Below are 21,529 nucleotides of genomic sequence, written 5' to 3' on the forward strand. Positions count from 1 at the left end.
ATCAATGCTATGTTTTCTTTACTTGATAAGCGTTTTACTGATATTTTAGTCCAGCCTGCCCGAAAGCGGAATGAGTATTCTGCTTTTTGTTCCATGGTTGATTCTGCAGATATCCCTGAACACTCCAAAGTCATTTTCTTTGGGGACAGAGGTTATACTTCTTACAACAACTTTGCCCATGTGATTGAAAAGGGGCAGTACTTCCTTATCCGATGTAACGATAAAAGGGCTTCCGGAATGATGGGATACCCGGTTGATACCCTGCCAGCTTTTGATGAAGATATCTCTCTTATACTGACAAGGTCTAAAGCTGTAAGCAAATATTCCAGGCCTGAACTATTCTTTTCATACCGGTACATTTATCAGAATGCTCCGATGGATTATCTCAATGATCAAAGAACAGAATATGACCTTACTTTACGTTTGTTACGCGTACAGCTTGATGATGGCTCTTATGAAAACATTGCTACGAATCTTCCAGAAGAAGAGTTTAAAGCTGAAGATTTCAAAGCTCTTTATCATCTGAGATGGCAGGAGGAAAACTCTTTCCGGGATTTAAAATATTCCCTGTGTCTGAAAGCGTTTCACTCAAAAAAATATGATTATATTGTGCAGGAAGTATGGGCAAGAGTTATTCTATATAATTTCAGTTCCAGCATAATCATAAATGTAACTATTGATCGGGAAGATCGTGCTTATGAATATCAGGCGAATTATTCATCCGCACTTAAAACATGCAGGGATTTCTTAAGGATTCACGATGGGATAACAAAGATAAATGTAGAAAGTCTGATCGCTCAAAATATTGAGCCGATCAGACCTGGAAGAACCTTTGCCCGCCAGCATAGGTTTAAACTTCCGATGAGTTTTTGTTATAGACATTAGCATTAACTCATATATTACTATATTTCATCTTTAGACAAATTTCAATGTTAAATATTGATTTTGTCTTTTTGTTATACCTAAATTTTAGTAAGACGTTGTATCTTGATCCATCAATATCCCATTTTTTATCATAATCAAATCCTTCTGCTGATATTTTCATCAATGCAGTATTGGCAAATTGCTAAGTTAATGACATTGGTTCACTGCGTTCTCAGTAACATGCTTCGCGATGCACAGAATTTATGCTATTCGCATAAATTCGCGCGGCATGTCTCGGGTTTTCTGTGACCTTCGCTCACAAAAAACACCTCGCGGGATACTATCTGTGAACAGTAACCATTTATTCAAATGTAATTCCGTTGTTTTCCTGTGCGGATGTCCACTTTTCATTCCATTCCTGTACCAGATCATCCATTGTCTTATCTCCTGTAACTGCAGACTCTACAACTTCAGTAGGAACAGCACCGGATACATTAATACCAAGTTCAGAATCATTGTTAATATCATTCCATAAGTTCTCTTCCCCTTCCGGAGCAGGATTGTTAACAACAAGCTCTACACCTTCCATATCCTTTAAAGCTTCAGGGTATTCACTGCCTGTTACAATAGAAAGACCACCTTCACTCTGAGAAAATCCGGATTCTTCTACCAGCCATTTTATGTAGCACATTGCTGCGATCTGCTGATCTTCAGAGCTGTTGCAGTTAATTCCGTAGCAGTAGTCAGGGCCTGCTGCTGCATACTGTTTTCCATCTACTGTGATCGGGAATGTCATATATCCGATATCATCTGCATGATCGCCGGCCTGCTGCATCTGTGTTACAGACCAGGAACCAAGTGCCATACATCCGATCTGACCGTTATTAAGCATACCTTTGCTTCCTTCCCAGTCAGTTGTTGTCGGGTCATCCTCTGTAAGGCCTCTGCTTACAGCTTCATAAAGTGTATTGTAAACAGCATACGGACCAGTTCCGTCTCCTCTGTCAGAGAATGGATCTTTTCCTTTACAGAGAACGTTGTTTACGAAATCCGGATCACCTGTTGCACCGCCGTCAATGTAGGCATCCCATGCTGTCATAGTCCAGCCTGCTGCAAAGTTTGTATACATCGGGATCGCGTCTGTGTTATCTTTGATTTTCTGAAGATCATCAAGGAACTCATCCGGTGTTTTAGGAAGCTCTGTAATTCCTGCTTCTTTAAACACTGCCTTGTTGTAAACAATTCCCTGTACATTAGCCATGGACGGAAGGCCATAAACCTGATCGCCGAATGCATAATTATTCAGCATGTTACTTTCATAGATTTTTGAAAGGGAATCTTTATCTCCGAAACTTACAAAATAATTTTCCAGTTCATCTTTATCTACTGTAGTAGGAACCATACAGATGTCTCCCCAGTCTCCTGTTGAAAGACGCATGGTAACATCATTTGCATAATCTGTGATTCCTTCATATTCAATATTTACATTCGGATACAGCTTCTGGAATTCTTCCACATATCCTTTGAATACAGTATCCACAACATCTGTCTTATGTGTAAGGAATTTCAGGTCAGCCTTGATATCTGTGTAATCTTTTCCAAGTTCAATCTGATCAATTGTTACCTTCTTATCCTCTTTTGCATAAACCGGAACAGATAAAACCATTGTTGCTGCTACTGTTGTTGCAACAGCTTTTCTTAACATTCTTGTTTTCATGTTTCTCTCCTTTCGATTTTGAGCTTGCAGACTCCCGGGCATTCTGCAAAATTCCTTGTTAACTATATCTTTATTTAAGTTGATTTAATCTTACCATAATTAACTTAAATATCAAGTCAAAAATGCTTAAATAACCATTTTTGTTAATACTATGAAATATTTAAGTTCTATTTTTGTATATTTATCACAATAAAAAAGCTCACAGGCAAACCACTTTTCTTGATTTTCCTGCAAGCTTCAATTATTAATATTTAATTTTTAACAACTTGTTTTTATGTTCTATATTTAATTTTATATTTAGCTTTATATTTAGTTTTCAAATTTCCGCTAAATCTTTTTCCGTACACTTTCCTTCTCTACGATCTTTCCGGAAACAACGCTCAGGCCTCGTCCCGAAGCAGGGTTCTTAATCTGTTTCAATGCCTTTTCCAGTGCAACCTTCACCATTACCTGGGTATTTACCTCATAACTGGTAATTTTTTTATCTGGAAATCCCGGATACAGATAATTGTCAAATCCAACTACTGAAATATCTTCCGGTACACGATATCCCTGTTTTTCCAGTTCCACGATCAAATTTCCGGCTGTAAGATCACAGTTGCATACAAAGGCTTCCGGCATATGTTCCGGTAGCTTAATATTTATAAAAACACCTTTCTCATCACGATCTTCGATCAGCCATTCTTCCGGCAGAACCTGTCCATGTTCTAACTGTGCTTTATAAAAACCACAGTAACGGTCCATGATACTGCTGGTCACATGAATAGAACCAACATAGGCCATCTTTGTAAATCCCTGTTCAAACAGATAGCCTGTCATCAGGTACATTCCATAGAAGTTATCTGCAATAACTGCATCTTTAGCCAGCTCTTTGTCATAGAAATCCAGAAATATTACCGGCACATCAGTATGTTTCTTCATAAAATGAATATATTCCCTGCTGATTTCCCCCATTACGATCAGAGCATCTACGGTATGTTCTTCCTGAATTCTCGGAAGGATAAATTTCTCCTCCATATCCTGCTTCAGTATTTCCACTGCAGCCATGCAATTCTTATCAGTAGCAACCAAAACAAGCTCCTGATACATTTTCCAGTAAAAAGTAGTATATGCCGCCAAATATTTCTCTGAAATAATGACACCGATATTGCGCAGGCCACCTTTATTTCTTTCACGCTTGGCTGCTGCCGTCATCTGATGATAACCCAGCTCATCTGCCACCTTTTGGATTTTCTCCCGCATCTCATCACTAACGCCCTTATTGCCGGACAGAGCATTGTGAACAGTTACAGTGCTGACTCCTACCTTTGCGGCAATATCAGCCATTCTTATTTTTCCCATTACATTATATGTCCTTTCTTATCCCCTTTACTCAGTCACTTTCACAAAATGATACAATTTACTCTTAAAGTCTCCCCAGAATCCTTTCACAAGGAAACCACACTTCATCAACATCTCGCCTGTATATTTCTCTTCGGTTCCCTCAAGTGCATAGACAGCTTCCGGATCAAATCCCTGCAGGAAGATTCTTCTGCTGTGGGCATTGGGTGTGCTGAGTACATGCACATAAGTTACCAGAACTTCTCTCTTATCTTTTGCAGCTACTGCCCAGCAGTCATACAGATGATTCTCTCTGTAGGAAGCAATTCTGTAGTAGTCACCCTCACGTACCAGTTCATGATATTTGTGGTACATTTTTGTCTGCTCCGGGATCATCTTTCTGTCTTCTTCCTGAATCTTTGTCACATCCAGTTCGTATCCAAAGGTACCTGCCAGTGCCACATGTCCCCTTGTCTCGAAGGGCGTCACCCTGCCAACTGTATGGTTCGGGCAGTCGCTGACGTGAGCGCCCATAGTAGACAGCGGATAGATCAGGGAAGTTCCTTCCTGAATCATCAGACGCTCGATGGCATCTGTGTCATCGGAACACCAGATCTGTGGACTATAATATAACATACCCGGATCGAAACGCGCACCACCTCCGGAACAATTTTCCAGAAGAATGTCAGGAAATTCTGTAATCAGTCTCTCCTGCAGTGTATAAACGCCCAGAACATAACGATGGAAAAGTTCCTGCTGCTCTTCCGCTCCCAGATAAGTGCTTCCCAGGTCACTTAACTGACGATTCATGTCCCATTTCACATAAGCAATATTGGCACTTCTTAAGATAGAAGCCACGCTCTCATATACATAATCCAGTACTTCTGATCTGGAAAGATCAAGGACGTACTGTTGTCTGCTCTGTGTTGCTTCTCTTCCCGGAATCTGGATTGCCCATTCCGGATGCGCCCTGTAAAGATCAGAGTTGGGAGAAATCATCTCCGGCTCAAACCAGATACCAAACTCAAGACCGATCTTATTTACTTCATCTACCAGATGTTTCAGACCACCTGTGATCTTATCTGTGTTGACCTTCCAGTCGCCAAGAGAACAGTTATCGCTGTTTCTCATGCCAAACCAGCCGTCATCCATAACCAGCATCTCAATACCGCAGGACTTCGCTTCTCTTGCGATATCTAACAGCTTATCAGTGTTGAAATCAAAATAGGTAGCTTCCCAGTTATTAATCAGGATTGGTCTCTTCTTATGAAGATATTTGCTTCTGATCATATGGTTTCTGTAGAAATCATGATAGCTTCTGGTCATTTCTCCCAAGCCTTCATGAGAATAAGTCATAACAACTTCCGGTGCCTGGAACTCTTCTCCTTCTTTCAGGATCCAGCCGAATTCTTCTTTGTTGATACCCATAACTGTACGAACAGAATCAAACTGGTTTAACTCTGCCTGTCCGATAAAGTTTCCGGAATATACGAAATGCATTCCGTAAACTTTGCCCTGCTGCTGAGTGGTTCCCGGTGTTATCAGAGCTAAGAACGGATGCTCCTGATGACTGGATTCTCCCTTTGTGGAGGATACCATCTGTTTTCCATAACGGAGCGGTCCCTGTTGAATATGGCGTTCTCTCGCCCAGGAGCCATGAAGTGTCAGCATCTCGAAGTTCTCATTGTCCATATCCAGGCATGCGCTGTAGATTTTCTCAATTTTAAGCTTCTGATCGCCCTTATTAATTAATTTCACGCTTCTGGTGATCACATTCTCTTTTTCAAATACAGAATAGCTTAACACTGCCTGCAGTCCCAGAATCTCATCTTCACATAGGATATCCAGAGTCTGTACTTCTTCCTCTGTGCCGAAGGATGCCGGAAGTCCCCTGAGGGCTTTCTTGCCATTGTAGATCTCGTGGGAAACATAGTGGATCTCGCATCCCATCTGTCCTGCTTCATTGCGCACATTTAGACAGCTCTCGCGGTAATCTCCGATTCCTCCGGTCGGGTATTCCATGGGAAAACTGTCCAGAAAGGCAGATTTCTCTCTCTTGTTTACAGATGGTGTGTACGGCGGCTCTTCCATACGCAGCATGTAATTCTCTGCTACTTTATATAAACGGTCTCCGTAATAAATATGTCCCAGATATCCTTCCGGAGTTAATCCCATTAAGTAAGTACTTGTTTCCGTATCCAGACGGAAGATTTTCTTGTCTTCATTAAAATGAACAGCCATTTCTACTCCTTTCTTTCTGTTGTGCGGCTACTGTAAACAGCAATTCCGCGATGGTTCTGTCTGTGGTTTCTGTTGTTGTTTTCGTTTTCAGTATACTTAATTATTAATTCGCAGTCAACTTAATTTTTTAAGTTTTACAAACCCAACAAAAAAGGAGCGAAAAAACTGACAAATGGCACAAAGAAAAAACTTCTTTTCGAAAATTAACCGTTACTTTTATCTCCTGCTATATTTTCTGAATTTTTTTATTTGATACATCAGTACCTCTTTCTCTCGGGAATTCGTTTCTTTGTCTAGCCATTCCAAAGCCGCCGGAACATTGAGTTCAAATCCTTTTCCAAAATAATTAAGCATTTTTTCATGAGAGCCACAGAACGGTCTGGCAATCACTTCAGATAAATCTTTACCAAACTCATTATAATAAAATCTGTAAAAAGTAATTAATTCTTCCCCTGGATTTAAAAAATTCTATTATGACTTTTTACAGAATTCGAAATAAGAATCTAAAAAAACTTATTGAGAAAAACAGACTACTTTACAAAAAAGAATACATACGATATACTTTACATAAATTATAAAGGCTTTATCCAAAGAATTATCGAAGTAGAGATTGTGCTGCTACACACCCCTTGGGTCAAAAGAAATGTGGGAAAGGGCACACCTACCAATAATTCTTCTCTCCCATATATCCGAAAATCGGACGCCATCGAAGTTTAGATGCACATACCAAAGTTCCTGTGTCTCCATCTTCCAGCTCTGTTTTATCTTCGCAGTCGCTCCAGATGATACAATCCTCTTTCAGAATTATATTGGAATCGAGTATTTCGCATGAATAGCGTTCATCTACCGGAAATAACTTTAAGTATTTTAATCCCTGAAATTCCATTTCAATCATTGAATCTTCTTCATACTGCCGTTGTATGATTACTCTCAGAATCCTGCGATCGTTGACAGGATACATATCCAGGTTTTCATTAACATATGCTCCACTCAGATAATGCATCTCTTTGATACAGCTATCATGGAAAAATGACACTCTTTCCATAAATTCTTTCAGTGAATTCTCATCTGTAATCTCATTCCACTTGTGCATATTATCACCACTTTCATTACTGTATATTTTTTCTTCTCTCCTGACCAATCTACTTTGTCTTCTGTTTACTTTTCAGGAATCATGGCAACCTTTTCCCACTGATAGGTTCCATTGTCGACTGTCATTACTGCCATGGTGATTTCCTGGTCGAAGCGTCTGGGGCCGCAGCTTCCCGGGTTTAGCCATAGGCGGTTGTCTATCATTTTTTCGAAATATTTATGGGTGTGTCCAAAGATTACTATCTGCGTATCTTTCAAGTCCCAGTCTACGTCTTTTTTATTGTGGGTCATGAAAAATTTTACTCCTTCTATGGTGAAGTGTAAGGTTTTTGCAATTCCTTCTGCCCAGTCTTTGTCGTTGTTTCCGCGGACTACGTAGATGGAACCCATCATACGAAGCGTATCCAGGATTTCCGGCTTGTTTACGTCACCTGCGTGGATAATGCAGTCGCAGCCTTTTAAGATTTCAAGTATTTCCGGTCTGAGCAGACCATGAGTGTCTGAGATAATTCCTATTTTTTTCATATACCATTTCCTCGTTAATCATTTTCTACGAACAGTTCAATCTTTCCATATTCCCCATCATACCCCGGGATTCTCTTCACATTTCCGGTTCTTACATTCTCAATTCCTTCTGCAATCCGTTCTCCTGCGCAAGTTTTAATGTCTTCTGGCGGTACATTTCGCAGAATATCGAATTCTGTTCCCAGTGTCTGCAGCATTTTCTCAAAACAGTCCTGCACTTTCTTACTCGCAGTGGAATAGCCCATACATGCAGAGATTACTTCCGGCAGAGGTACAAGGCTTTCATATTTTTTGCCGTCTTCTTTTACAAAACCTTCGGCTCTGTCTGCAAGCTGTTCTACTCGGTGGTCTACACCCATCGTCAGTTTCTTCCCGCAAACAGGGCAGATTCCGCCGAGACGTTCCGCTTCTACCGGACTTAATGATACACCGCATTTTCGGTGTCCATCGAAATGGTACTTTCCCTCTTCTGGAAAAAATTCTACTGTGCCTTCTAATCCTGCACCAGTCTGGATTGCTTGATAAAGTCCCTCATAGGAGCAATCAATATCTAAGAGGTTCGCCTCACGCCCCAGTTTGGACGGAGAATGTGCATCTGAATTGGATACAAGCTGATAGCGATCCAGTTTGGAAATTCTCCAGTTCATAGCTGGATCAGAGGAAAGACCTGTTTCCAATGCGTGTACATATGGTGTCAGTTCTTCAAAGCATTCTTCTACAGAATCAAATCCTGATTTCACACCCAGTACAGAAAAGTGCGGCGTCCAGATATGTGCCGGAATCAGAATTCCTTCCGGACAAACATCCAGCATCATTTCCAGAAGATCATGACTGTCTAACCCCAGGATTGGTCGGCCATCTGAATGAATATTTCCGATTTTCTCCAAGCGCTGAGCCATGGCATCTGCTGCTTCCAGACTTGGAAGTAGGATTACATTGTGCACTTTTCTGGTTTTTCCATTTTTCTTATAAATAGAACTGATTTCCCCGGAAACAACAAAACGTGTACCCTCTCCCGGAAACTTCCTGCTCTCTTCTTTCACATATTCCTCTTTGAGCCGGTACAGGCCATTCCCCTCTGGAACAAGCCTTTCTCTCAATTCTTTACGCCATACTGGATGTGTAAAATCGCCTGTTCCTATCAGGGAAATCCCCTTTTTTCTCGCCCAGAAATCCAGATTCTCAGGAGTGCCCTCCTTACTAGTTGCCATGGAAAATCTGGAATGAATGTGCAGATCTCCTATCATTTTCATTATTAATTACAGCCTCCATCCATTCTCTTTCAACCACAATTTGTGTGTTCCATAGTCCGGCATCACTTTTCCGACTTCGTCCCAGAATGCCTTCGAATGGTTCATTTCCTTCAGATGGCAGAGCTCATGAACCACCACATAATCCAACACTTCCGGCGGTGCAAGTATCAGTTTCCAGTTAAAATTCAGATTCTTCTCGCTGCTACAGCTTCCCCATCTTGTTTTCTGTTCTTTGATGGTGATATTCCGATAAGAAACACCCATTAACTTCGCAAAGTAAGCTACTCTTTTTGTGATTGTTTCCTTTGCTTTTCGTATATAAACATTTCTCTTTGCTTCACTCAGATCTGCACTCAGCGGCTTCTGTTCCCGGTATTCTTTTGTACGTTCCAGACATCCCAGAACCCATTCCTGTTTTTGGTTGACAAATCTTTTAATGCGCGGCAATCCGGTTCGAAGCGGGGCACGGACAATCACATTTCCATCTCTGCGGACTTCCAGTGTCATAGTCTTTCTGGCGCTTCTTATTACCTGATATTCAAATTCTCCACAGGTAAATCTCTCCTGAGTTTTCTCTGTTTTATCTGCCATTGCTGATTCTTTCATCCATATATTTTTCCATCTCTGCTACCAGAATATCCATCTTCTCCTGAGTTTCCGGCAATGCATAAGGAACTCTGTCTGCAATCTTTTTCACATAATCATGCTCACGCATAATCTCATAGGTTTCCGGGAAATTAATGTCATAATACTGTGCAATATAGGAAACCCAATAGTCTACTTTAGAAACACGATCAGAAGACAGTACAGATTCTTTTGCCATGCAGGATGCCCATACTTTCGGTGCGATCACGCCCTCTCCTGCACCTTTTTCATCTACTCCGAGAAGTGTTTCCATTGCTTCTTCCAGCTTCACTCTGCAATTATCCAGCTTGTCCGCATCACGGATCAGTTTCGCGTGAAGTAATGTTCTCTCATCAGTAATTCCTTCCAGTTTGAAGTCACTGTGCTTCTCAATTGCTGTACAGATCAGATCATCAAACCTGTCATCTTTTACAAATCTGCGGATCATTTTCTCCGGTCCGAACAGGAGCTGTGCACCATATGCCGCATGCTCCATAGTTCCCGGTTCAAAGCTGTCGAATCTCTTAATCTGCTCAAATCTTCCAATATCATGCAATAATCCGATCACCTTTGCCAACTGCACATCCTCTTCTGCAAGTCCCATTCTTCTGCTGATTTCTTCTGCATCATCTACTACACCATAAGTATGTACAATCTTCAGATGAATCTTGTCATCCTTACGGTCATATTCATCCAAATATGCTTCAAAAGCCTCCTTCGCTGCATCAAAATCTTTTGTTAAATCTAAACTTTCCATCTATATTCAAAATCCTTTCTCAACATTTTATCCGATATTTTTATCTTACATTAATGTACTGACAAAATAGTTTCTTGAAGAATCAACCTCTCAGAACATTAGTATAACACACTTTTAGCGTTCTTAACTTTTTACTGTTGCTGTCATCTCTGCCACCCTGTCCAGGATCTGTTTTTTAAGACCTTCCACATTATCGGTTCTATATTTCAATCCTGCTGCTGAGACATGTCCTCCGCCACCAAAAAACTGCAAAAGTTCATTCACATCAATCCATTTTCCATCTGAGCGGAATGAACATCTCCATACGTTTTTGCTTTCTTCATACATGGTAAATCCAAGTTTAATATCTTCACAGTCTCTGAGAATGCTTCCGATCTTGCGGAAATCTTCATATTCTATTTTGTTCTCATCCCGTTCTTTCTCATTGATCATTACATATGCCACATTTCCATCCAGAACACGTTTCGCGCTGCGGACCAGCTCGCCCCTTTTATTTAAAATATCCAATGTATCGCAGTTCATGGTCTTCATAAGTTCCTGATGATCCACACCCATGGAAAGCAAGTCTGACAATGCCAGTAAAATACCTCTGTTCGCTCTTGCCATTGCACCGGTATCGTGAAGAATTCCAAGATAAATATAGTCTGCTGCTGTCGGATGTGTCTCTGCTTCTGCTGCTTTTCTCAGCAAATCTTTATCCAGCATATGATAGACATTCTCTGCACACGCCTCCGAAACTTTTGTCCAGTTCACATCTCCATATCCTTCATTAGAAGCATGATGGTCAACAACAATACTCGCAGCTGCTGCCCGAAAATATTCCAGTCCGACCATTCGTTTCAATGTCGCATTGTCACATACGATCACACAATATGGTTTCCCATCTGTATCCGGTTTCTCAAAAGGAGTAAATACTTTATCTTCCAGTACCAGTTTCTTCGGTCCGCGTTCCAAAGTCTCTGCCAGATACGGCATTACTTTATACTGAGGATAATTCACATGAATATAATGAGCAAGGCTCATCACAGATCCAGCCGCATCTCCGTCTGGATTCATATGCCCCAGAATTATAACTGTATCAAGATTATGGGACTGCATCATCTCTTTAAATGTAGAATCAAAATTAAACATCGTTATCTGCCTCCTTTTCAATAGGCTAATCTTTCTCTAATGAAACAGCTCTGACAAAATCAACTTCTGTCAGAGCTTTCCTACATTACCCTTTTTTGCTTTTTATTTTGTCTGTAACTATAAGATATCCCTGCACGATCAAATCTGTTGCTATCAGCACGATTACTGACAATATCAGACATCCTTTTACACCAAATTCGTAAAACGCAGCAAAACCACCTATCACCCAATAGACTCCTATATGTACTGCATACATCTTAGATATCTGTTTTGAAAAATAGCACAGTTTGTTATATCCGAATTTCCATTTTTCCATTATCGGCATGATCCAGAATGCAATTGCGAATACAAGGATAATACTGCAGAAACTTCCTGCTACTTTTGCAAGCCCCGGCACTCTGTACTGGCCTATCATATAATTAAAGAATCCTTCAATGCCCGGGTGCAATACGATACAGCAGATAAACCATACTACTGCTACAGTTCCACATACAACTCCACTTTTTTTGTAGAAATTTCCTTTTTCATTTTCAGGTACTCTCCGGATCACCTTTCCAAAAACATACCCAAGAAATACATAACTCAGATATGGGAAAAAGCAGAAGCTTGTTTCACCTTTTCCACCAAAAGTCATATCTAAAATCCAGTTAAGTGCCGGATTATCAGAAACCAATAAACCTGTAAACGGAGAGATAATTCCTACTATTACAGCACTTATGATATATCCACTCAGTTTTACATTTAACTTCCTGTATATTGCAAGCACAAGATAACACATACCAGCTATGAAGAATATATTTACAAATGTAAGCATAGAATACAGATTTGCATTATACAATTCTCTACTGCCTGCCGCTTCACCGGTAATAGAATTTCTTATGTTGAAGCAAATTGTCATTATTGCTGCATAACATAAATTACTTAAACCCTGATAGAATAACAGCTTTACGCCATTTTTCACCATATCCTTAGGCTGGGAATGTCTTGTAAAAGCACTTCCAAATCCCATAGTAAACAGATACAGGCAGGCACCTGTCGGCATGAACAACGCAAACATAATTTTATGTACACTTGACTCTGCTGCTTCCGCCCCTGCTATCGTCTGGAATGAATGGATAAATACGATCATGATCATCAGGAAACCTTTTACCAAATCAAGTTCCCTCTGCCGTCCTACATTCACTTCCTGGTCCTTCAAAGATATCATATTTTTCATTTTTCCTCCCGCCATCGGAACCTCCTCCCGAGAACAATCCCTGAATATCTCCCCTTTCAGATACGAAATTCAATGTCTCATTTTTCTCATGTTTAACAGATCACAGATTCAAACTTCTTATCGTGCAGGCACGAATAAATCTTTGTCCTTTTGACCCTGATATCATATGGATAGTTTAGCATAGGTGGAATAATAACTCAATAACGATGCCGGGATTTATATCTCCCGGCATTCTTCTCTTTTTTCCTAAATCCAGTTTACCTGAACAGTAGCCTGCCTCTTATCTGTAGCTTTTTTATTTTACTCTTACACTCTTCACACTGCTCCATGCAGAATATACTGTTCTTCCGTTAATCTGTCTGTAAGAACGAACTCTTACGTAATAGTAGCTTCTGCTTCTTACACCATTGATATAAAGTCTGTTTCCTGACATATATTTATTGCCTGCACCAAGGAAAAAGCGGTTGTAGCAATACTGTACCTGATATCTGTCAGCACTGTTATATCTGCTCCAGCTTACCTGAACCTGTCTGCTGTTTATACTTGTGACAGTTGGATTTGGTGTGACAACACGGGTATTATTGCTGTTGTTCGTTGAAGCCGGAGCGCTAGTTCTGAATGTTTTCTTGTTTCCATAGTAACGTTTTCCGCCAAAATCAGCATACATCTGATATGTATAACTGGAGCCTGGTGATAAGGTCATTCCCAGTTCGCTGTTCACATTATACCAGATATTCATATAAGTATTGTTAACGCTTGTTGTTTCGGATTTCTGTTTGATCAGTCTTCCGGATGCATCCCAGATGCTCACTCCTGCACCTGTGAAATGAACTCTCTGTGATGTAGTAATCTTTGAATAAATTGTAGAATTTGTCTGGGTAGTTCCAACTTCCCACTCACTCCAGCTTACATTTACGGAAGTATTCATATATGCCGGATACCAGTATCCTACAATTCCCTGCTCACTTTCTGTGCCTGTCCATCTTCCAATGTGCTGTCCATTCCCCCATCCACCATTTAATGTGGTAACATTGTTGCCATTTACTGCTTCTACATATGCAACATGTCCATAGGATGAATTACCTCTTGTAATTGCAATTGCACCGACACGAGCCACATGACTGTTAATAATGTTTACCTTATTCTGATAGGTTAATAATCCACCTGGCAGTGACGGAACTTTGTATCTCGCAAATGAAACACAGTTCTTTTTTGTAGCTGCCGGAAGGCTTTCGTACTCCCATGCATAAGAGCTGTAACTATTTGCCGACAATTCATTCTCATCTTCTACATCCGGTGTGTCATCTACATTTGGCGTATCATTTACATCTGAAGTATCATCTCCTGCACCATCAGAAAATTCTGTAGACGCCTGTTCAGTGCTGCTACTGTCCATCTCCAGGCTGCTTTCATATTCTCCACCATCGGAAAACTCCGCTGCAGATGCCGGAATTGCTGTTAAGAGCATTGATGCTGCTACCAGTGATAATGTGATTTTTTTCATAACTTCCTTTGCCTTCATAATTAACTTCCTCCTGTATTCTTTAATAGATTTTGATAAAAGTTATAACTTTTTTCTTTTGATAAGCCTATTGTACAGTTCCCGGAATACAGATTTGTTTTTTTACAAAGGATTTTTGCAAAAATTTTCAAGAAAAAAGATGCCAGAGTTTTTATCCCCGACATCCATCATTTACTTCTCTATGCAGCTTGTATCAAGCGGATAAAATCATCCTCTTCGCTAATTGCTCATAACCAAATAACTGCTCCGCAGTTTGGCTAAATTACCTTAGAAAACTCTTCATTTGTCTCCATTAATTCTTCATAGGTTCCTTCTCCAGCTACAATTCCCTTCTTCAGAAAATACACATATTCGCAGCTCTCCAGAACATTTTTCCTATGTGTTACCATCAGACATGGAAGCTGTAAATCTTCTATTAACTGAATAATAATTCTCTCAGAATGACGATCAAGGCTTGACGTGGATTCATCCATGATCAGAAATTCCGGTTTTCCAAGAATTGCTCTGGCGATGCATAATCTCTGGCGCTGACCGCCGGATAAATTCTTTCCGCCTTCTTCCAGAACTGTATCATAGCCGAATGGAAGCTCCTCGATCATCTCATGAATATTGCACTTTTTGCATGCTTCGATCATCTGTTCCTCAGTAATATCTCTTCCCAGAAGCAGATTATTCTTTATCGTATCAGAGAATAAGAAATTATCCTGACTGACAACGCCAATCTTGCTTCGGTAACTCTCCAGAGAATATCCCTGCAGATTCTTTCCATTAATAAGAATTTCTCCGTTCTCTGGGGTATATAACCCCTCCAGGATCTTTGTGATTGTACTCTTTCCACTTCCTGATTCACCCACAAGTGCGATCCTCTGCGTTCCCCGAACTGAAATGCTGACATGATCCAGAATCTTCTTTCCATTTCCATATCTGAAATCAATATTTTTCAATTCAATTTTATTAATTTTTTCTTCAAAAGGAACGCCATCTGCGGCTTCTTTTGACAGACCAATGATATCATCCAGTCTCTTCTGCGCAATTTTTCCCTCCTGCAGGATTGGCTGGAGATTGGCAATGTTCTTCAGTGGATTGGAAAAATATGCTGATAAGGAATAAAACGTGATCACTTCACCGATAGTCATAACGCCCATTCCTACATATAAAATACCCATTCCCAACACGATCAGTAATCCCATACTGTCTATTGCAGAAACAATCGTTTCCTGAATCTGTTCGATCATTCCTGCTGTATAAAAACTTCCTGTCAGTTTATCACTCTTTGCAGTCTGCTTTGCAAAGATATAGTTCTTAACATTTAAAGTTTTGATCGTTTCTTCACCGTCAATACACTCTTTGACATATCCCTGCGCCTCTGAGCTGTTCTCCATTACTTCATTGTTGCTTCTACTAATAGGCCCTCTGAAAATGAACATAACTCCAACATAGATCAGCATAATAATTACATTTGCCAGGAATAATTTGCTGTTCATTCTCCATAATGTAGCACCACTTCCCAGAATAATGATCCCATCAACAAACATAACCAGTACCACACTGGAAACTGCATCTCTGACTGTGGTTAATTCATTAAATCTTGCCAGATAATCTCCCGTTGTCCGGATTCTTAATTTCTCAGAAGATAAATAGGTAATGGCTTCATTATATTTCTTATGTAACACATTATCGATTCTTCTGGACATTTTGGACATGATCAATGTTCTGCCAATCTGTACGCATGCCTGAAAGAGATATAACACTGCCAATGCGATCATTATCATTTTCAGATTCACTTCGCCTGGACGGTCAATGATCAGCTCAAAAATCCCGGTTCCCAGAATTCCAATTCCAGCTATCACCAGCGAAAATAAAACCGTTGATATAATCGCCCATTTATTCTGCGGCATTAACTCCATAAAGGAAGACTGTTTCCGTACAGAAGTTCTGCTGAATGCTTTCTTTCTGTTTTCCGGATTCTTTATAGTAACAACATATCCGGTAAATAAATCGTTGAATTCCTCATAAGAAATGCTGATATTTCCCTTCGCAGGATCATGAATACTGACTTTGTTGCTCTTTACTTCTCTGACGATCACATAATGCATCACGTTGTTCTCGCTGTTTGTGTGGATGATGCACGGCAGCAATATCTCATTGTCCCTGACTGCCTTAAAGAATTCCTCCGAATCTCCCTTCAGAACCTTCGCCTGAAATCCCAGAATTTCCAGAGTCTCTGCTATTCCATAGAGATTCGCGCCATTTTTATCTGTTTTGGATATCTCGATCAGTTTGCTGATGTCAACATTTTCTTCTCCATAATGGATCAATATATTTGCAATGCATGTTACACCGCATGTCATCTCGTCATATTGTCTGATGTATTTCATAACCCGTCTTATCCTTCCCCTGTATTTGTCTCTCAATTTATCTGCTTCGCTACGCAGCTCTATACCAAATTCAGTATACCAAATTTCCACTCATTCCTGCATTCTTTTTTACAATTACGATACAAATTACCACTCAAAAAATATTACCTGCCAGAGCAAAACATAAGGAGGCAAACATCTTGCCCCCTTAAAGTAATGCTAATACATTCTATATGGCTGCTGGCACAGTCTGTCAATCCATGTATTAGAATAAAACCCAACGATATTTGAAATTATTACATCCGTGACATCCCCATGACCAGAGCTGAATCCAAAATGTAAATTTCTTACCACATTTATTACATTTCCACTTTCCTGCTGCTACCTCTCTCATTTCTTCCTTAGATACTTCTCTCATATTCTTTTCCTCCTGATTTTTAATTTCCAAAAATGTTTGGCTTTTGTTTTCTTTTGATAAGCCTATTGTAGCTTTTGGGAAATACATATTTGTTATGAAAACAGAGGAAAATTTTATTTTTTCAATTGTTTATTTCTGTTCCTGTAAGATTTTTGAGTGAATCCATATTCTTAATCGGATTATCCTGCAGATATAACTCCTTAAGATTTGTCATGTCGGCTAAGGGTTCTACATCCTCTATTAGATTTCCGTCCAAATTTAATTTTTCAAGTTTCTCAAGATCTTTCAGAGCTGATATATCCTTTATCTGATTTCCATACAGTACCAGTTCTTCTAAATTGACAAGCCCGGACAAAGCGTCAATATCCGTAATATTATCACTGCTTAACCATAAATTTTTCATTTCTGTCATTCCTGTTAATGGTTGCAAACTTCCAAGATCCGCTCTAGTAACCGTCAAATCTGTTAACGTAGTCAAACCATCTAAAACATCAAGCGAATCTATTGCATATCCATCCAGACTCAATTGTTCCAATCCCACTACCTCTCCCAGTGCTTCATTATTTTCTACTCTACATTCTCTTAAATACAACTTTCGAAGATTCGGAAACTTTTTCAGATCATTTAATGTCGTAAACTCCTGTGGCGCAAGCATTACACATTCACCGTCATTTGTCTTAAACACATATTCATTTTCTTTATTTTCCGAATATACTCTTACTACATACTGAGAGTCTATATCAATTCCCGTTACAGATTCAATATCTGTATAAGTTACATTGTCCTTCCCAAAAGCTTTGCATATGGACTCTCCAAAGTTTTCATCTTCCCATTGGATGATTGATTTATCCTCATTTTGTACTTCGTTTAACAACAAAGACATTTCTCGATCATCTGCTTTTTTTACTAGAACAAATCCACAAACTATCAACACTGAAATACAAACAAATTTTATTTTTCTCACAGTTTATCACATCCCATTCACAAACCACTTTCCCAACACAGATCTCTATCAGAAATATTGCCCATCCATATGCAAAAAGATGTCAGGAGTTTTATTTCCTGACATCTATAAATTTATCCATACTATGCAACATTCTTTTGAGCTTACCTACTAAACAATTACCTGTTTTAACTGCTTTGCATATTTCACATATGCATTATACCGCTTCATGTAAGTAGTTTTTGATACCTTCTTTCCATTCACATAATAAAATACTGGCACTTTTCCGTTTCCAAGCATTTGACCTACAGAATCCGCTATTGTTGTGACTCTGCTTAATTTATTATTTCGAATTCGATAAACATGTCTTGCACAGGTTCTTGCACTTGTCAATTGTATAATTGCAAATGTATTTTTATTCTTATTATAGTAAACGCCAGGTGTAGCATATCCCGTAGTTCGAAATACGCCCAACAATCTTACAATATTGTTATTGTATATTGTAAGAATAATCATGTATCCACTTCTTCCAACACCCGAACCTATAACGCATTCTGGAACTCCATCTCCATTTAAATCCTCGATCGTATAATATCCATCATCCCGGGCAAAAATTGTACTGAGTGGAATTCTTCCTGTTGGCTTTTTTTGTGTATTTGTTACATAGTTTGAAATATCATTATTAACTGTAACATATACTCCTTGTGCTAGCCATTTTTTTAATACATAAACATACATCTGTTCCGCTCTATCCTTGCTAATACTTGCTGCATGAACCGTTTCCGTTCCACTGACTGGACAGATCATTACACATATTAAAATAACTGCCAACAACTTAAAACAAATTTTTTTCACTTTCTTCACATCAACCCCTCCTCTTTTTCTTTCCCCGGTACTTCTCAAATGCTCTATATATCCGTAGTAATCTCAGATTGTCTTTCTTATAATATTTTCTCTTCTTCCATGGAAACCTTATTGTCTTTATAATGTTCCACATTTGAAAGTACCAAAGGAATTTTTTCTTCACGTACAAAAACTTTTAAAATTATTTTTTGTTTCCATAGTTTGATTATATCATGTAGTTTTTGAATATAACATTACAGCACATAAATAACCATATTTCGCTACATATTTAGCATTTAATGTATCATATCCTTCAATCTCTCATATTCACTTGCTCCGCCCTGATACATATTATATAGATAAAAGTTTTTCTGTTCCTCTGCTGCTGCAACTACGTTATCTACCAGAAATTCAGCTCTATTTTCTGCTTCCAGATACTGCATGATAAAGTTGTCAAATCCGTCCTGTTTTCTCAGGATTGAGTATCCGCATTCTCCCAGAATATGATCCAAACGCTCACGGTCAACTATATGTTCTTTGTGTCTCATACCTTCCTGTCCAAAGAATAACAGATAACAGATCAGAGTCGTTCTGTCGATGTCGATATTTCCTTTTATGTAGTTTCTGACAGAGTTTTCCCCTGCTCTTCCTTTCTGATAGCCGCGCTGTGCCACATCTGTATTTCTTGTATATTGTCTGTCGTACTCTTCTTCTTTTTGTTTCATCTCTGCTATTTTTCTGGCAACTGCTTCTCTGTCAGAGAGATCTTTCCATCCATGCTCATAAGTACGGATAGCTTCTGCAAGTTTCCTCTGGTCTTCCTCACTGATCTGGTCTACATCATCGCTGTAACCATCCAGCATTACCTCCATCCAGTCTGCAGATATATAGGAGAAATAAAAATAGTTGAATGCATCATAAATGTTACCGAAAGATATCCTTGAATCCAACAATTCATTCCGCACATCTTCTGCACTTTCTGATTTTTTCCGCAGATCACTTTTGCATTTCAGAACTGCCAGATCCATTGCCGCCTGCTCCATACCGAATCGTCTTTCATAGGCAGTCAGATAGCTTTCTATTTTCTCTTCAATGTAGAAATTCAGATACTTGCAGTAATAATATCTTGCTTTCTCTCTTACACTGCGAAACTCTTCCAGATTAAGTTCTACGAATCGAATAAACTGTTCCTTTGAACTTTCTTTTTCAATCTGTTCACGCATGTTTTTTGTTACAGATAATGTTTTAAGTTTATCACCATCTGCCTGGGAATTACTCTCCAGATATTTTCGCAGATCACTGTATCTAATGGCACTTTCATTAAACCATGGATCTAACTGTGAATTTGCAAAAATCTCCTTTTCGCAAAGTTCCTCCAGCTCTTTCCATTCCTGATATGTCATCTTATTACTGAATGCATAAATTAAGGTTGCTTCAATAAAGTTTCTGGCATACAGCTGCTCGCATCCGTTCTCCTGCAATTTTTTGTCCAACTGTTCCAGAGTCATATGAGTCACAAATCCCAAAGCAATCAGACGATATCTTAATGGTCGGTTCTTGATCTTTTTTGCATTCTTTCCCATGCATTCATCTAATATTTCTTTACAGTCCTGTCCGCTTAAATCCTGAATCATTTTTTCGAATACTGATCCCATTTGCAATTTCTCCTTCATATTGTTTATATTCCTGTCGTATCGTACGCTGAATCTCTTCAGGCACAACTCCTTCATTTAAATACCGTAGGAATTCATAGTCATCACCTGTAATGCACATCATATCTATAACCCGACGCAGGAGCTCATTTTCCCATTCGTCCGCCATGCTGATGCTGCATTCCAGACGCACCGGTGATAAATAATATTTCATTCCCCTTGGTATATTTTCATTTCTCCTTTTAATATACCATTTCGTTGAGTTAATTGCACTTCTTTCGTTGTTTTGGAACAATATTTGTTTTAAACGCATTCTGTGTTCACCTGGCAGTATATCCAACTCATATTTTGCCAGGGCATCTGTGTTCTTTCCTGCTCTGATTTTAAAGTTTAATGTATTCTGTTCTTCATTTGATATGATTTTCTCAACGCCTGCTCTGCGTAGACATTCCTCTGCCTTTTCCAGTACTTTCCTTGCTTCACTCCATTTTTTCTCACCGGCCAGAGTAAAATAGCATTCTAATATTCCGATATTCTTATTGTTCATGGCATTCCTTTCTCATAGTCAATCCAAAATTTATAGTTACCTGATTCTTTCATACCACAAATGAAATGCAGATTTGTTATAGATAGAGAATATTTTACATGAAAACAAGGGGCCATCGAATGATATGCCCCTTGTTTTGTCCGTTCTACTCATATTTAATTTTTAATCCTAGAAAAGAACCCAATGATATTTGAATCCAACGCAATCATGAGCTGCCCAAGACCAGAGTTTAATCCAAAGACTAAATTTCCGTCCACATGTATTGCACTGCCATTTTCCTGCTGTTACCTCTCTCATTTCTTCTTTTGATACTTCTCTCATTTTCTTTTCCTCCGTTTTTTATTTTTTAAGTTTTTCGCTTTTGTTTTTCTTTTGATAAGTCTATTGTAGCTTCTGTCAAATACAGATTTGTTATAAAATAAAAAAATCTTAAAGAATTTTTCATCTGCTTTTTAATCCCAACAAATTCCTTTTTGAAATCGACATTTCAAAATTAATATTTTATAA

Annotated in this window: 17 protein-coding genes and 1 pseudogene; 1 reads left to right on the forward strand and 17 read right to left on the reverse strand. The window is 39.1% G+C overall.

Going from position 1 to position 21,529, the window contains the following annotated elements:
* A partial coding sequence (locus tag KQI87_RS16465) for a transposase (RefSeq protein ID WP_253292328.1) occupies positions 1-885 on the forward strand: 885 nt, incomplete at its 5' end.
* A gap of 340 nt (positions 886-1,225) precedes the next feature.
* Here KQI87_RS16465 and KQI87_RS01750 read toward each other — a convergent pair.
* The 17 genes and pseudogenes from KQI87_RS01750 to KQI87_RS01830 all read right to left on the reverse strand — a co-directional run bounded on the left by KQI87_RS01750 (position 1,226) and on the right by KQI87_RS01830 (position 21,022).
* Positions 1,226-2,581, reverse strand: coding sequence for an ABC transporter substrate-binding protein (locus KQI87_RS01750; protein ID WP_216458643.1), 1,356 nt, complete (start codon positions 2,579-2,581; stop codon positions 1,226-1,228).
* Positions 2,582-2,908: 327 nt separating this feature from the next.
* Positions 2,909-3,922, reverse strand: coding sequence for a LacI family DNA-binding transcriptional regulator (locus KQI87_RS01755; protein WP_216458644.1), 1,014 nt, complete (start codon positions 3,920-3,922; stop codon positions 2,909-2,911).
* A 27-nt stretch (positions 3,923-3,949) separates the two neighbouring features.
* A complete protein-coding gene (locus KQI87_RS01760) occupies positions 3,950-6,142 on the reverse strand; it encodes an alpha-galactosidase (RefSeq protein ID WP_216458645.1) in 2,193 nt (730 codons plus the stop codon).
* A gap of 661 nt (positions 6,143-6,803) precedes the next feature.
* Positions 6,804-7,235 (reverse strand): hypothetical protein, encoded by a 432-nt coding sequence (locus KQI87_RS01765; RefSeq protein WP_216458646.1) that lies wholly within the window; start codon positions 7,233-7,235, stop codon positions 6,804-6,806.
* Between the two features lie 65 nt (positions 7,236-7,300).
* A complete protein-coding gene (locus tag KQI87_RS01770; protein WP_216458647.1) occupies positions 7,301-7,759 on the reverse strand; it encodes a metallophosphoesterase family protein in 459 nt (152 codons plus the stop codon).
* A 29-nt stretch (positions 7,760-7,788) separates the two neighbouring features.
* A pseudogene (locus tag KQI87_RS01775) lies at positions 7,789-9,012 on the reverse strand (endonuclease Q family protein); the annotation flags it as partial.
* A 6-nt stretch (positions 9,013-9,018) separates the two neighbouring features.
* Positions 9,019-9,618: a M48 family metallopeptidase gene (locus tag KQI87_RS01780; protein WP_253292329.1), complete on the reverse strand. Its 600-nt coding sequence runs from the start codon at positions 9,616-9,618 to the stop codon at positions 9,019-9,021.
* Positions 9,593-10,393, reverse strand: a complete 801-nt coding sequence (locus KQI87_RS01785) for an HD domain-containing protein (RefSeq protein ID WP_216458649.1) — start codon at positions 10,391-10,393, stop codon at positions 9,593-9,595. The genes KQI87_RS01780 and KQI87_RS01785 overlap by 26 nt, the downstream gene beginning before the upstream one ends.
* 123 nt (positions 10,394-10,516) lie before the next feature.
* On the reverse strand, positions 10,517-11,524 hold the full coding sequence (locus tag KQI87_RS01790) for a DHH family phosphoesterase (RefSeq protein WP_253292330.1): 1,008 nt from the start codon (positions 11,522-11,524) through the stop codon (positions 10,517-10,519).
* A gap of 85 nt (positions 11,525-11,609) precedes the next feature.
* The gene (locus KQI87_RS01795; protein WP_253292331.1) at positions 11,610-12,755 is read right to left on the reverse strand and encodes a heparan-alpha-glucosaminide N-acetyltransferase domain-containing protein; all 1,146 of its coding nucleotides are present in this window, start codon (positions 12,753-12,755) and stop codon (positions 11,610-11,612) included.
* A gap of 280 nt (positions 12,756-13,035) precedes the next feature.
* Positions 13,036-14,262 carry a CHAP domain-containing protein gene (locus KQI87_RS01800; RefSeq protein WP_216458650.1) on the reverse strand — a complete coding sequence of 409 codons (1,227 nt, stop codon included), beginning with the start codon at positions 14,260-14,262 and terminating at the stop codon, positions 13,036-13,038.
* Between the two features lie 257 nt (positions 14,263-14,519).
* Entirely contained in the window at positions 14,520-16,640 is a 2,121-nt protein-coding gene (locus KQI87_RS01805; protein ID WP_216458651.1) for a peptidase domain-containing ABC transporter, read from the reverse strand.
* A 244-nt stretch (positions 16,641-16,884) separates the two neighbouring features.
* The gene (locus KQI87_RS01810) at positions 16,885-17,037 is read right to left on the reverse strand and encodes a hypothetical protein (protein ID WP_216458652.1); all 153 of its coding nucleotides are present in this window, start codon (positions 17,035-17,037) and stop codon (positions 16,885-16,887) included.
* A 121-nt stretch (positions 17,038-17,158) separates the two neighbouring features.
* Positions 17,159-18,001 carry a leucine-rich repeat domain-containing protein gene (locus KQI87_RS16905; RefSeq protein WP_216458653.1) on the reverse strand — a complete coding sequence of 281 codons (843 nt, stop codon included), beginning with the start codon at positions 17,999-18,001 and terminating at the stop codon, positions 17,159-17,161.
* 150 nt (positions 18,002-18,151) lie between these two features.
* Positions 18,152-18,844, reverse strand: a complete 693-nt coding sequence (locus KQI87_RS01820) for a hypothetical protein (protein ID WP_216458654.1) — start codon at positions 18,842-18,844, stop codon at positions 18,152-18,154.
* Between the two features lie 275 nt (positions 18,845-19,119).
* Positions 19,120-20,478: a hypothetical protein gene (locus tag KQI87_RS01825; RefSeq protein WP_216458655.1), complete on the reverse strand. Its 1,359-nt coding sequence runs from the start codon at positions 20,476-20,478 to the stop codon at positions 19,120-19,122.
* On the reverse strand, positions 20,426-21,022 hold the full coding sequence (locus tag KQI87_RS01830) for a hypothetical protein (RefSeq protein WP_216458656.1): 597 nt from the start codon (positions 21,020-21,022) through the stop codon (positions 20,426-20,428). The genes KQI87_RS01825 and KQI87_RS01830 overlap by 53 nt, the downstream gene beginning before the upstream one ends.
* Between the last annotated feature and the right edge of the window lie 507 nt (positions 21,023-21,529).

This window comes from Blautia sp. MSJ-9 (assembly GCF_018919065.1).
Taxonomy (GTDB): domain Bacteria; phylum Bacillota; class Clostridia; order Lachnospirales; family Lachnospiraceae; genus Blautia_A.

Bases quoted from the DNA above. Each gene is read 5' to 3' on its own strand.
- KQI87_RS01750 (WP_216458643.1), bottom strand. From the start codon at position 2,581: ATGAAAACAAGAATGTTAAGAAAAGCTGTTGCAACAACAGTAGCAGCA.
- KQI87_RS01755 (WP_216458644.1), bottom strand. From the start codon at position 3,922: ATGGGAAAAATAAGAATGGCTGATATTGCCGCAAAGGTAGGAGTCAGC.
- KQI87_RS01760 (WP_216458645.1), bottom strand. From the start codon at position 6,142: ATGGCTGTTCATTTTAATGAAGACAAGAAAATCTTCCGTCTGGATACG.
- KQI87_RS01765 (WP_216458646.1), bottom strand. From the start codon at position 7,235: ATGCACAAGTGGAATGAGATTACAGATGAGAATTCACTGAAAGAATTT.
- KQI87_RS01770 (WP_216458647.1), bottom strand. From the start codon at position 7,759: ATGAAAAAAATAGGAATTATCTCAGACACTCATGGTCTGCTCAGACCG.
- KQI87_RS01780 (WP_253292329.1), bottom strand. From the start codon at position 9,618: ATGAAAGAATCAGCAATGGCAGATAAAACAGAGAAAACTCAGGAGAGA.
- KQI87_RS01785 (WP_216458649.1), bottom strand. From the start codon at position 10,393: ATGGAAAGTTTAGATTTAACAAAAGATTTTGATGCAGCGAAGGAGGCT.
- KQI87_RS01790 (WP_253292330.1), bottom strand. From the start codon at position 11,524: ATGTTTAATTTTGATTCTACATTTAAAGAGATGATGCAGTCCCATAAT.
- KQI87_RS01795 (WP_253292331.1), bottom strand. From the start codon at position 12,755: ATGGCGGGAGGAAAAATGAAAAATATGATATCTTTGAAGGACCAGGAA.
- KQI87_RS01800 (WP_216458650.1), bottom strand. From the start codon at position 14,262: ATGAAGGCAAAGGAAGTTATGAAAAAAATCACATTATCACTGGTAGCA.
- KQI87_RS01805 (WP_216458651.1), bottom strand. From the start codon at position 16,640: ATGAAATACATCAGACAATATGACGAGATGACATGCGGTGTAACATGC.
- KQI87_RS01810 (WP_216458652.1), bottom strand. From the start codon at position 17,037: ATGAGAGAAGTATCTAAGGAAGAAATGAGAGAGGTAGCAGCAGGAAAG.
- KQI87_RS01825 (WP_216458655.1), bottom strand. From the start codon at position 20,478: ATGGGATCAGTATTCGAAAAAATGATTCAGGATTTAAGCGGACAGGAC.
- KQI87_RS01830 (WP_216458656.1), bottom strand. From the start codon at position 21,022: ATGAACAATAAGAATATCGGAATATTAGAATGCTATTTTACTCTGGCC.